This window comes from Aeromonas sp. EERV15 (assembly GCF_900079845.1).
GTDB lineage: Bacteria > Pseudomonadota > Gammaproteobacteria > Enterobacterales > Aeromonadaceae > Aeromonas > Aeromonas sobria.
Map to the genome: position 1 here is coordinate 252,014 of NZ_FKKY02000001.1, position 13,340 is coordinate 265,353.

The window sequence follows — 13,340 nt, forward strand, 5'->3', positions numbered from 1 at the left end:
TTTCTAGTTTTGCTCAGCCAAAGCGACGGCGGCACCAATATCGACCGACACAATGCGAGAAACCCCGGGCTCTTGCATCGTGACGCCAACCAGCTGCTCAGCCATCTCCATGGAGACCTTATTATGACTGATGTAAACGAACTGTACTGTGCTCGACATCTCTTTGACAAGAGAACAGAAGCGACCGACGTTCACTTCATCGAGCGGTGCATCCACCTCATCCAGCAAACAAAATGGTGCTGGGTTGAGTCTGAAGATGGCAAAAACCAGCGCAAGCGCGGTTAACGCCTTCTCCCCCCCGGAAAGCAGGGCAATGGTAGCATTCTTCTTACCCGGAGGTCTCGCCATGATGCTCACTCCAGCCTCCAAAAGATCATCGGAGGTCAACTCAAGCCAGGCGCTGCCCCCACCGAACACTTTCGGAAACAGGGATTTTAAATCTTCGTTGACCTTATCGAAAGTATCCCGGAACCGTATTTGTGTCTCTTTATCAATTCTTTTAATGGCTTGGCTCAGTGTTTCCAGCGCTTGTTCGAGATCCTGACACTGGTTTTCCAGGTAAGTTGCCCGGGTTTTCGCCTCTTCATACTCCGCCAGCGCTGCCAAATTGATGGCGCCAAGTGCCTCCACTTGCGCCTCCAGGGTCTGGATCTCCTGACGCAATTTGCCCCGATCGGCGGCAATCAGTACCGCCTGATCGAGATCCACCAACCTGACCCCCAGCTCTTCAAACTGTTCGTGCAGCCCTTGCCGACGGGTGAGGTTGCGTTCTCGCTCCAAACGCAGGGTCGCCAGTTTCTCCTGCAGGGTCACCAGCTGCTTGTGATCTCGACTTCTGGCCTGCTCCAGCTCGCTCAGCTGACGCTCCAGCTCGCTCAAGCGTTGCTGGCAAGCCAGCTGCAGCGCTTCCAGACTGCGTTGGTCTGCCAGCAACGGGCCCAGATCAGGCCCAGCATCACTCGCAGGCCCCTTAAGCCCGGCCAGATCCAGCCCAAGCCTTGCCAGCTCCTCTTGGCCCAAAGTGAGCAACTGGCGCAAGTTAACCAGCTCCAGCTGCAAACGCTGGCTGGCAGCCTGTTGCTGTTCGCGGCGCAAACGCGCCTCCTCCACCGCCCGCTCGCAGCGGGTCACCCGCTCCTGAGCGGCCTGCAACCCTTGGGTCAGCGGTTCCCCCTGCTCCTGCAACTCGGCAAGGCGCGCCTCATCGAGCTCCAGTTGCTCGCGGGCGCTGGCCAGCCGCTCAGCCTCCTCGGCCTGCTCCTGATCGAGCCGGATCAGCTCTTCGCCAAGCTGGCCCAGCCGCTGCAACCGCTCCTGCCGCTGGCCTTGTTGCAGGCTCCAGGCTTCCCGCAGTTGTTGCCATTTTTGCTCCTGCTCGCGCAGAGTTCGCTGCGACAACTCCTGGGCACTGGCGTGTTGCGCGCGCCTGGCATCGGCAGCAACAAGTTGCTCAGCCAGTTGCGTCAGCCCCGCGACAACGTTCTCCTGCTCGGTATGCAACCGCTCACGCTCCCCCAGCAGCGCCATGGTGCCGAGCGCCGCGCCCTGCCCCAGATCTGTCCAGTTGGGACCGAACCAGTCGCCCGCACGGGTCAGCAGTGACTCACCGGCGGCAAGGGTATGCTGGCGGGCCAATGCGGCCTCGCGGCTTTCGACCAGCCAGATAGCATTGAGGAAGGCGGGAATGTGCTCGCCGCCCAGTTGCGCCGCCAGAGTGCCGGCAACCGCCGGTTGCGCCGGGCCAATCCAGAGTCCTTCTTGAGCCAGATTGCACTCGTCAGCAGGGGTGGCGGTCAGCCAGCGGCCAAGCACCTTGTCGAGCGCCGGTGCCCACTCGGGAGCAACCTGCAGCCGATCGGCCAGGGTCGCCCCCTCCATCTGCTCGCCGAGGATCTGGTCCAGCGTCCCCTGCCGCGCCTGCAGCTCCCGTTGCAGGCCTAGCTGCTGGCCATGATGCTGCTTGAGTTGCTCATGGGCTTCGACGACCAAGGCCAGCTGCTCGGTCAGCTCGCCGGTGGCGGCCCGCGTCAGCTCCAGCTCGCCACTCAAGGCATCGAGGGCCGGTTGCAGATCGTTAGCCTCTGCGCCAAGGGGGCCGGAGCGCTCATCTTCCAGTTTGAGACGGGCCAGCCGGGTCTTGGCTTGCAGCTCCTGCAAACCACCCAACCGGGCACGAGTCTGGTTGAGTTGGCCCTGTAACAGGGTCACCTGCTGCTGCCACTGCTGCTGGGATTGACGGGCCCGCTCCAGTTCCTCGCTGGCCTGCTGGCGGGTCTCCTGCTGTTCGGTGAGCAACTGCTCACACTGCTCCAGCCGGGCGTCTTCCTGCTCGCCGCGCAATACCCCTTCGGTCAACTGCTCCTGCTGGCTGGCAAGCTGCTCCTTGCGGGTGGCGATCCGCTCGCCCAACGCTTGCGCACGAGCTTGCCAGTCACGCCCCAGTTCGCTCTGGTGCAGTTGCTGTTGTTCCAGCCGGGCGATGGCTTGCCCCCCGAGAAATATCTGTTGCTGGCGGCTCGCCTGCTCGGCTTGCGCCTCTTGTCTGGCGACCGACAGGGTGACGTGGCGCCCCTCGTCGGCGGTGCGCTTGGCATCCAATGCGGCCAACGCCTGCTCGGCCTGCGCCAGCTCGGCTTTCGCCTCGCCCAGACGGGTCTCCAGCGCCCACAACTCGGAGCCGATAAGCTCGGCGCGCGCGGCGCGTGAACGGCTCTTGAGCTGCTTATAGCGCTCGGCCGTTTCGGCCTGGGATTTAAGGTGATCGAGACGAGCGCCCAGCTCGCCGCGAATATCGCCGAGCCGCTCCAGATTCTCGCGAGTGTGGCGAATCCGCTGCTCGGTTTCGCGGCGTCGCTCCTTGTAGCGAGAGACGCCAGCCGCCTCCTCCATAAAGAGCTTGAGGTCGGCAGGGCGCGACTCCACCAGTCGACTCACGGTGCCCTGCTCGATGATGGCGTAGCTGCGGGGGCCAAGACCGGTGCCAAGGAAGAGGTCGGTCACATCCTTGCGGCGGCACTTCTGGCCGTTGATTTGGTAATAGTTGGAGCCGTCACGCAGCACTTCGCGGCGCACCGAAATTTCGGTAAAACGGCCAAATTCACCGGGGACCCGATTATGGGGATTGTCGAACACCAGTTCGACCGAGGCGCGACCATGGGGGCTGCGATTGATGGAGCCATTGAAGATGACATCGGTCATGTTCTCGCCACGCAGATGGCGGGCAGAGCTCTCTCCCAGCACCCAGCGCACCGCATCGATCACGTTGGATTTGCCACAGCCATTAGGGCCCACCACGGCAGTCATGTCTGCCGATAATTCAATGCGGGTCGGCTCGACGAACGACTTGAAGCCGGCGAGTTTGATCAGTTTCAGACGCATGGCGACCTGTATCAGTGGCGAAATAAAAGGAAGGCGGGCAGGCGACTTTACCAAATCAAAGGGATGTTTGTAATATGCTGGCTGTTCTCCCATGCATAGATGGAGCTCACATGAGCCAATCCCCCCATATGGTCAAAGAGTCAATCAGTGGTGCAGACTACTTCCTGCGCGGTTTTTCCCTGATCCGCCAACCGGGCATCCGCACCTTCGTGTTGATCCCGTTGTTAGTCAACTTCGTGCTGTTTGCCGGGGCCTTCTATGCCCTCCTGTTGCAACTTGACGGTCTGTTCGCCTGGCTCCATCAGCAGATCCCGGCCTGGCTAGACTGGCTCGATTACCTGCTGTGGCCCATCGCGCTCATCACCATCCTGGTGGTCTTCTCTTTTATCTTCAGTTCGGTCACCAACTGGATCGCCGCCCCGTTCAACGGCCTGCTGGCGGAAAAAGTGGAGCAGATCCTCACCGGCCAGCCCGCCAATGACAGCGGCATGCTGGATATCGTCAAGGATGTGCCGCGTACCTTCGGCCGTGAATGGACCAAACTGAAGTATTACCTGCCCAAGGCCATCGGCTGCCTGATCCTGTTTTTCATCCCGGTGGTCGGCCAAACCCTGGCGCCGGTGCTCTGGTTCCTGTTCAGTGCCTGGATGATGGCAATCCAGTATGTGGATTATCCGTTCGACAACCACAAGATCGACTTCATCACCATGCGCGATGCCTTGAAGCAACGCCGTGGCAAGAGCCTGAGCTTCGGCGCCCTGGTCACCCTCTTCTCCGCCATTCCGGTGGTAAACCTATTTGTGATGCCCGTCGCCATCTGTGGTGCTACCGCCATGTGGGTCGATCACTACCGTCAGGAGCAGTTGGGGCGCTAACCCTTGAACGTTGATTAGAAAAAGGCATCCTAAACGGTGCCTTTTTACTATTTAGCATGAATTAAATTCATGTATAGGTTGGATTACTTGTCCCATATAACACGAGTAGGTAGGATACGGGCCTTTCTCGTACCCTGGAATATCTCATGTTACATGCTCTCTTCTTGATCGGCCTGGTAGCCGAAGGGATGACAGGCGCGCTGGCCGCGGGCCGGCGACGGATGGATCTGTTTGGTGTGGTGATCATCGCCTCGGCGACGGCCATCGGGGGCGGTACCATTCGCGATGTGCTGCTGGGCCACTATCCGCTGCTCTGGATTGAACACCCGGAATATGTGCTGCTGGTTGCTGCCGCGGCGATGGCGGGAGTGGTCTCGGCCCCCTTGATGCGCTATCTCGGCAAGCTGTTTCTGGCGCTCGATGCGCTGGGGCTGGTGGTGTTCTCTATCTTTGGCGCTGCCCGTGCGCTGGAGATGGGCCACGGAGCCGGTATTGCCTGCATCATGGCGGTGGTGACCGGGGTATTTGGCGGGGTGCTCAGGGATCTGCTCTGCCAGCGGATTCCGCTGGTGTTTCGCCGCGAGCTCTATGCGGCCATTTCACTGATCACTGCCGCTCTCTACTGTCTGGCGCTGGATCAGGGCTTGCCGACCAACTGGGCAGCTTTCGGCTCCATCGGCATCGGCTTTGTGCTACGACTGTTGGCGGTACGCTTCAAGTGGGGACTGCCCACCTTCAACTACCAGTACGCGACCCACTGAGTACGCTGGCTCCTGGCGAGGCGGTATGGATTGCGAGCAACAAAAAAGCGCCCGAGTGGCGCTTTTTTCATGAGCATATTGATGGCTATGCCCCCATTACCTGTTGCACTCAGCCCTTGCAACCGCCCAGCTAATCGGGACATAGCCAATAAACAGGGGGCGCCATCCGAGCCCCCCCCCCCCCCCCCTTTCATAAACGTTGCAGATTATTATTTTTGGGGTGGATTGTCCCAAATCCCCGCTTCCAGCTGGGAGCGGATCTCCGGGTATTTGTTGGCATCGAAGGTCGGTACCTTACCCAGTCTGAGCTGATCGTTGTAATCCTTGGCCAGCTTGATCGCCACACCAGAGAGCAGCAAGATCGCCACCAGGTTGACGATGGCCATCAACCCCATGGAGACATCGGCCATGGCCCACACAATCGGCAACTCACCCACGGCACCGAACATCACCATCCCCAGCACGAACACCCGGAACAGCATCAGGCCACCCTTGTGGTTGTGCTCGAGGAACACCAGATTGGTCTCGGCATAGGAGTAGTTCGCCACGATAGAGGTGAACGCGAAGAAGAAGATGGCTGCCGCAATGAAGATATTGCCGCCGTTGCCAATCTGGGAAGAGAGTGCCCGCTGGGTCAGCTCCACCCCTGTCACACCGGAACCCGGCTCAAACTGACCGGACATCAGGATGATGGCGGCGGTACAGCTACAGATGACGATGGTGTCCATAAAGACCCCCAGCATCTGTACATACCCTTGAGAAGCCGGGTGCGGCGGATAGGGCGTCGCTGTCGCGGCGGCGTTGGGGGCAGAACCCATCCCCGCCTCGTTGGAGAAGAGACCGCGCTTGATGCCGTTGATCATCGCCTGGGAGATGGCATAACCCATGGCGCCTGAACCCGCCTGCTCAATCCCGAAAGCGGACTTGATGATCAACATGAAGACATGGGGCAGCTCGGTGATATTCATCGCCACGATCACCAGCGCCAGCAGGATATATGCCAGCGCCATCACCGGCACCACCAGCTCGGCAAAACGGGCAATGCCACGAATGCCGCCGAAGATGATGAGGCCGGAGAGTACCACCAGTGCCAGACCGCTGACCCAGTCAGGAATACCGAACGCCACCTTCATCGCCAGACTGATGGAGTTGGCCTGCACCGCATTGAATACCAGACCGAACGCGAGGATCAGACAGAGCGAGAACAGCACCCCCATCCAGCGCATGCCAAGGCCCTTCTCCATGTAATAAGCCGGGCCGCCACGGTAGTTGCCATCCTCATCCTTAACTTTGTAAAGCTGGGCCAAGGTGCTTTCGACAAAGGCGGTCGCCATGCCGATAAAGGCGATCAGCCACATCCAGAAGATGGCACCGGGGCCACCCAGATAGATGGCAACAGCCACACCGGCCAGGTTACCAGTGCCCACGCGGGCGGCAAGACTGGTGCAGAGCGCTTGAAAAGAGGAGATGCCAGCATTGTCAGATTTACGGCTGTTTTTCAGCACGGAAAACATGTGGCCAAAGTGACGGATCTGGATAAAACCCAGTCTGAAAGTGAAAAAGATCCCGACCCCGATCAGCAGGTAGATGAGCACAGCTCCCCACATCAGGTCGTTTAGCATCGCAATCAAGGTGTCCATAATTCTCTCGTTGTTATTCACATCCATGGCCAGTCTGCGCTGACCGTTTTCTGTCTGTTGTTTAATTAGCGTTTCGCTAAAGGGGCGGAATCTAGCACAGCGGGAGAGCCCGGAATAGTGATCCCGATCACTCGGGACACAAAAAACGAACGGTAAACGCTCATAAAGCGCCATTTAAATCGCAAACTTTCAACAAATCCAATAATTTAATCAGGCACGCCAGGGTAGAGCCTCATAAGAAAACCATTTTTATCTCGCGCTGATGAGTTATTCACAAAGGCAAACGCTTGCCTGAAATGGCTTTCAAACGGGGATATTTTGCCAAACGTTTTCCTAGTAATAAAATTACAAGTAGGTGATGTAGTAATTTATGTGATCGGCGACACAAATATGAATATTGGCTAAAAAAGTTCATCTGCAAGCAAACCGGGAACGCCCCGCAGAAAAACACAAAAAACCTTATTAATCATATAGTTTCTGGCACTAAAACGGGATGACCCAACCGCGTGGATATTTAACAACCAAGCGCCCCTATTGCAGGATGCACCACATAAGTATTAATTAGGCAGGCAATGACGATGGGTCACCCCCATCGCGCTTTTCTGAGCCTGAGGCATCAAGATCCTGTAATTTTATTTCAGAACCACCGTCTCAAGCCCGCAACCCAGGGATGACTCCCTCATTAAGAGATGATATTCGCTATGGCCGATAAATTAACCCAGCTGAAAGCCCTGACCACTGTTGTTGCCGACACCGGTGATATCGAAGCCATCAAACGCTATCAGCCCATCGATGCCACCACCAACCCCTCTCTGGTTCTGAAGGCCTCCGAGATCCCCGAGTACGCTCCGCTGATCGAAGACGCCATCAAGTGGGCCAAAGCCCAGAGCCAGGACAAGGCACAGCAAATCATCGACGCGGGCGACAAGCTGGCCGTCAACATCGGTCTGGAAGTGCTGAAGATCGTTCCGGGCCGTATCTCTACCGAAGTCGATGCCCGTCTCTCCTTCGATACCGCTGCCAGCATCGCCAAAGCACGCAAGCTGATCCGTCTTTACAACGAAGCGGGTATCAGCAACGACCGCATTCTGATCAAGCTGGCCTCCACCTGGGAAGGGATCCGCGCCGCCGAGGTACTGGAGAAAGAGGGTATCCAGTGCAACCTGACCCTGCTGTTCTCCTTCGCCCAGGCTCGTGCCTGTGCCGAAGCCGGTGCCTTCCTGATCTCCCCGTTCGTGGGTCGCATCCTCGACTGGTACAAGGCCAAGCACAACCGTGACTACACCCAAAGCGAAGATCCGGGCGTCGTCTCTGTCACCGCCATCTACGACTACTACAAGCAGCACGACTACCCGACAGTGGTAATGGGCGCCAGCTTCCGCAACACCGGCGAGATCCTGGAACTGGCTGGTTGTGACCGCCTGACCATTGGCCCAGCGCTGCTGGAAGAGCTGAGCAAAGCCGAAGGCGCCGTGGTACGCAAGCTGAACTACACCGGTGAGCGCAAGGCAAAACCGACCCCGATGACCGAAGCCGACTTCCGCTGGGAACTGAACCAGGACGCCATGGCCCACGAGAAACTGGGTGAAGGCATCCGCATGTTTGCCATCGACCAGGGCAAGCTGGAAACCATGCTGGCAAGCCGCCTGTAATCGGTTCATTTTTCTGGTAAAACCGGGTGCCTGGTAAGGCACCCGGTTTTTTTTATCGACTTTTCCAACCTTGTCATAACCCCGTAAAGAAAACGTTTTACTTTCAACTTCGTTATGTTATACGGGTGATGAAAACGATAAAAACCAAGGAGGGAGCCATGGAAATGTTCAACTTCGATTATGACGAGGTAGTTGAGCTCGGTTCACGTAGCCGCGGGACAACGGGAAAGAAACGTAAATGGCGTGAAATCGAAGCGCTCAAAGACAAACAGCGCTTGCAGAAGGAGCTGCAATCTATTGATATCGCGTATGAAGGTCTGACAGACGAGTTTCAACTGTAACAGCACCTGACACCGACAAAAGCGCCCCTATCAACGGGGCGCTTTTTTATGTCTGCTGGGTAACATCCAATCCCTCTCACACAGGCCTGCTGCAGCTGTCATGAAACACTGACAAACGGGTGACAAGCCACCCGCAACATTGAGCAGGATGGGCGGCTGCCAGTAATAAAAAACCCCCGTTGATAACGGGGGTTTCTGTGCTTGATGTGCTAACGGCAGAGCTTAACAGTAACCGTAGCCCAGCAGGCGCTGGTAGCGCTGCTCCAGCAGTTGCTCGGTATCGAGCGGACGCAGGGCATCCAGATCCTGCTTGATGCGCGCCTTGAGATTCTTGGCCATCTTTGCCACATCGCGGTGAGCACCACCCAGAGGCTCATCGATCACATGGTCGATCAGCTTGAGCTCTTTCAGACGCGGGGCAGTAATGCCCATGGCTTCAGCCGCCACCGACGCCTTGTCGGCGCTCTTCCACAAAATGGAGGCGCACCCTTCCGGCGAGATGACGGAGTAGGTGGAGTACTGCAGCATATTGACGCGATCACCCACGCCGATAGCCAGGGCACCACCCGATCCACCTTCACCGATCACGGTGCAGACCACCGGCACAGTCAGGCCAGCCATCACTTTCAGGTTGCGGGCAATCGCTTCGGACTGGCCACGCTCTTCTGCCCCCACACCCGGGTAGGCACCCGGAGTGTCGATAAAGGTGATGATCGGCATCTTGAAGCGCTCGGCCATCTCCATCAGACGCAGGGCCTTGCGGTACCCTTCCGGACGCGGCATACCAAAGTTGCGCTTGATCTTCTCTTTGGTCTCGCGACCTTTCTGCTGACCAATCACCATCACCGGCTCGCCATCAAGACGGGCGATGCCGCCAACGATAGCCTTGTCGTCGGCATAGGCGCGATCACCAGCCAACTCATCGAAGTCAGTGAAGATGTGCTCGATATAATCGAGGGTGTAAGGACGCTGAGGATGACGCGCCATCTGGGATACCTGCCAGGCCCCCAGATCGCTGAAGATCTTCTTGGTCAGCTCTTCGTTTTTCTTCTCCAGCCGGCGAATGTCGTCGTTGAGATCGACAGCACTGTTGTGCTCACTCACATGACGGAGTTCATCAATCTGCGCCTGCAGCTCGGCAATCGGCTGTTCAAAATCCAGAAAAAGACTCATAGGGCCTATAGATCCTCTAATCAAAAACCAATTCCACCCGCTCTCGTCCAAGCAGGACGCGCAAGTCATCTATCAGTTGATCGGTGGGCGTCACCCGCCACTCGGTACCGAGCGTCAATCGCACCCGGGAACCGGGGCGACGATAGTTTACCTGAACCGGACAGACTCCGGCACGGGCGGGCTCCAAAATCTCGCACAAACGCGGGAAAAAGCGATCATCAATTCGCTGTTCATCGAGGGAGATACGAATTGCTCTGGCAAAACGCTCCCTCGCATCGTTGATATCCAGTAATTCACGGGCCGACATTTTAAGGCCACCGGAGAAGTCATCAAAGCTGACCTGTCCAGAAACCACCAAAATACGGTCTTTTTGCATCAATTCTTCATATTTTTCCAGCGCTTCACTGAACAGGGTCACATCAAGGCGACCGGAACGGTCGTCCAGGGTGAAGATCCCCATCTTATTACCGCGCTTGGTCACCATGCTGCGCGCCGCAATCACCAGCCCCGCCGCCGTGGTCACGGTATCGCGGGAGGTAGGATGCAGATCGCACAGGCGACCAGAGGTATAACGCCGCAACTCGCTGCTGTACTGGTTGATGGGGTGGCCGGTGAGATAAAGCCCGAGGGTCTCGCGCTCCCCTTCCAGCCACACCTTGTCAGGCCAGTGCGGCACGTTGGCAAACGCCTTCTTGACGTCGTCAATCTCTTCGGTGAGCACGCCGAACATATCAACCTGACCGACAGCTTGCGCCTTGGCGTGTTGCTCGGCAGCGCGCATCGCCTCCTCCAGCGTCGCCATCAGGGCGGCACGGTGGGGGCCGAGCCGATCCATGGCGCCAGAGTAGACCAGCTTTTCCATCACCCGTTTGTTGATCTTCTTGATGTCGACCCTATTACAAAAGTCGAACAGATCACGAAACGGGCCATCCTGATCGCGAGCGCTGAGAATGGCATCGATAGGGCCTTCCCCCACCCCCTTCACAGCCCCAATACCGTAGACGATATGGCCATCTTCGTTAACGCTAAAGCGGTAGCGACCGGTGTTCACATCCGGCGGTATCACGGTCAGCCCCATCCGCTGGCACTCGTCCACCAGGGTCACTATCTTGTCGGTGTTGTCCATGTCGGCGGTCATCACCGCCGCCATAAACTCAGCCGGGAAGTGGGTCTTGAGCCACAAGGTCTGGTAAGAGACCAGCGCATAGGCGGCGGAGTGGGATTTGTTAAAGCCGTAGCCGGCAAACTTCTCCACCAGATCGAAGATCTTCACCGCCAGCTCGCCATCAACACCGTGTTTAATGGCCCCTTCCTCGAAACCGGCGCGCTGCTTGGCCATCTCGGCCGGATTTTTCTTACCCATAGCCCGGCGCAACATGTCGGCGCCACCCAGGGTATAACCCGCCAGAGTCTGGGCAATCTGCATCACCTGCTCTTGATAGACGATGATGCCGTAGGTGGGCTCGAGTATCGGCTTGAGGCTCTCGTGCTGCCATTTTTCATCGGGATAAGAGATAGCTTCCTGGCCGCGCTTGCGATCAATGAAGTTATCCACCATGCCTGACTGCAGCGGGCCCGGTCGAAACAGCGCCACCAGAGCGATCATGTCTTCAAAACAGTCTGGCTGCAGCCGTTTGATCAGATCCTTCATGCCACGGGATTCCAGCTGGAATACCGCGGTGGTCTCGAACCGCTGCAACAGGGCGAACGACTTTTTGTCATCGATGGGAATGGCGGCGATATCCACCGGCGGTTTGCCCTCTTTGGCAAGGCGCGGGTTGATCATCCCCAAAGCCCAGTCGATGATGGTCAGGGTACGCAAGCCCAAGAAGTCGAACTTCACCAGTCCGGCGTACTCCACATCGTTCTTGTCAAACTGGGTAACCGGGTGATTGCCCGAATCATCGCAGTAAAGCGGCGCAAAATCGGTGATCTTGGTGGGCGCAATCACCACGCCACCGGCGTGCTTGCCGGCGTTACGTACCACCCCTTCGAGGCGCCGTGCCATGTCGATGAGGTCTTTGACCTCCTCATCCTGCTCATAGAGCTCGGGCAACTTGGGTTCTGCCTCGAACGCCTTGGCGAGCGTCATGCCCGGATCAGGCGGAATGAGCTTGGAGATCCGATCGACAAAACCGTAGGGGTGGCCCAGCACCCGGCCCACATCCCGCACCACCGCTTTGGCCGCCATGCTGCCGAAGGTGATGATTTGCGACACTGCATCCCGGCCATACATCTCGGAGACGTGCTCAATCACTTCGTCGCGTCGATCCATACAGAAGTCGACGTCGAAGTCGGGCATGGATACCCGCTCGGGGTTCAAGAAACGTTCGAACAGCAGGTCAAATTCCAGCGGGTCGAGGTCGGTGATCTTGAGGGCGTACGCCACCAGAGAACCCGCCCCCGAGCCGCGGCCAGGCCCCACAGGAATGCCGTTGTCCTTGGACCACTGGATAAACTCCATCACGATGAGGAAGTAACCCGGGAAGCCCATCTGATTGATCACTTTCAGCTCGATATCGAGGCGCTCATCGTACTCGCCACGCTTGGCGGCCCGTACTGCGGGATCTGGGAACAGAAATTCTAGACGTGCCTCAAGCCCCTCTTGCGACTTGGCCACCAGAAAATCTTCGGTGGTCATATCGCCGGTCGGGAAGTTGGGCAGGAAGTATTCGCCCAGACGCACAGTTACGTTACAACGCTTGGCGATCTCGACCGTGTTCTCCAGCGCCTCAGGGATGTCGGCAAACAGCTCGCACATCTCCTCCTGACTACGCAGGTACTGCTGGGGGCTGTAACGGCGCGGGCGACGCTTGTCCATCAGGGTGTAGCCATCGTGGATGGCAACCCGGATCTCGTGGGCATCGAAGTCCTCGGCGTTGAGGAACACCACCTCGTTGGTGGCCACCACCGGCAAGGCGAACTCGGTGGCAAGGGCCACCGCCATGTGCAGATAGGCCTCTTCGTCGGGGCGACCGGTACGCAACAGTTCAAGATAGTAAGCATCGGGAAAATGGGCTTGATAGAAAGCCAGCGACGACTCGGCCATCTGCCGGTTGCCCTTGAGCATGAACTTGCCTACATCTCCCTCACGGCCACCGGAGAGAACGATCACCCCCTTGGCGTGATCTGCCAGCCAGGCTTTGTCGATGACCGGACGCCCTTGCACATGACCACGCTGATAACCATGGGAAATAAGCAAGGTGATGTTCTGGTAACCGTCATTGTCCATGGCAAGCAGGGTCAGACGAAACAGCTCATCTCCCAGCTCATCGCTCTGCACCAGAAACTCGGCACCGACGATGGGTTTGATCCCCTTGCCGTGGGCCGAGCCATAGAAGCGCACCAGACCACACATGTTCATCTGGTCGGTCAGTGCCAGTGCCGGCATTTTGTTGGCCGCAGCAGCCCCGACGATGGGGCCTATCTTCTGCAGCCCATCGACCATAGAGAAGTCGGAGTGGACCCGCAGGTGGATAAAACGGGGTTCAGCCATCGTCATACCTTCTCGTTGCTCAAG

8 protein-coding genes are annotated in these 13,340 nt (G+C 57.8%); 4 read left to right on the top strand and 4 right to left on the bottom strand.

The annotated features are described in order from the left end of the window. Window positions 1-3 precede the first annotated feature (3 nt). Window positions 4-3,378 carry an AAA family ATPase gene (locus tag BN4575_RS01120; RefSeq protein WP_068976795.1) on the bottom strand — a complete coding sequence of 1,125 codons (3,375 nt, stop codon included), beginning with the start codon at window positions 3,376-3,378 and terminating at the stop codon, window positions 4-6. A gap of 110 nt (window positions 3,379-3,488) precedes the next feature. Between BN4575_RS01120 and cysZ the strand changes: the two genes are divergently transcribed. Both cysZ and BN4575_RS01130 read left to right on the top strand, forming a co-directional pair. Beyond that, window positions 3,489-4,253, top strand: a complete 765-nt coding sequence (gene cysZ, locus BN4575_RS01125; protein ID WP_068976796.1) for a sulfate transporter CysZ — start codon at window positions 3,489-3,491, stop codon at window positions 4,251-4,253. 146 nt (window positions 4,254-4,399) lie between these two features. Beyond that, window positions 4,400-5,014, top strand: coding sequence for a trimeric intracellular cation channel family protein (locus BN4575_RS01130; RefSeq protein ID WP_042020091.1), 615 nt, complete (start codon window positions 4,400-4,402; stop codon window positions 5,012-5,014). Between the two features lie 209 nt (window positions 5,015-5,223). Here BN4575_RS01130 and BN4575_RS01135 read toward each other — a convergent pair whose 3' ends face one another. Continuing rightward, window positions 5,224-6,654, bottom strand: a complete 1,431-nt coding sequence (locus tag BN4575_RS01135; RefSeq protein WP_068976797.1) for an alanine/glycine:cation symporter family protein — start codon at window positions 6,652-6,654, stop codon at window positions 5,224-5,226. 701 nt (window positions 6,655-7,355) lie between these two features. Here BN4575_RS01135 and tal point away from each other — a divergent pair. Further along, complete coding sequence (gene tal / locus BN4575_RS01140; protein WP_068976798.1) at window positions 7,356-8,306, top strand: transaldolase; 951 nt, start codon at window positions 7,356-7,358, stop codon at window positions 8,304-8,306. A 158-nt stretch (window positions 8,307-8,464) separates the two neighbouring features. Beyond that, complete coding sequence (locus tag BN4575_RS01145; RefSeq protein ID WP_042020087.1) at window positions 8,465-8,647, top strand: DUF3545 family protein; 183 nt, start codon at window positions 8,465-8,467, stop codon at window positions 8,645-8,647. A gap of 222 nt (window positions 8,648-8,869) precedes the next feature. On the opposite strand, the gene accA is transcribed toward BN4575_RS01145, so the two are convergent. Further along, complete coding sequence (accA, locus tag BN4575_RS01150) at window positions 8,870-9,820, bottom strand: acetyl-CoA carboxylase carboxyl transferase subunit alpha (protein WP_042020086.1); 951 nt, start codon at window positions 9,818-9,820, stop codon at window positions 8,870-8,872. Window positions 9,821-9,836: 16 nt separating this feature from the next. Beyond that, the gene (gene dnaE / locus BN4575_RS01155) at window positions 9,837-13,316 is read right to left on the bottom strand and encodes a DNA polymerase III subunit alpha (RefSeq protein WP_042020085.1); all 3,480 of its coding nucleotides are present in this window, start codon (window positions 13,314-13,316) and stop codon (window positions 9,837-9,839) included. Window positions 13,317-13,340 lie beyond the last annotated feature (24 nt).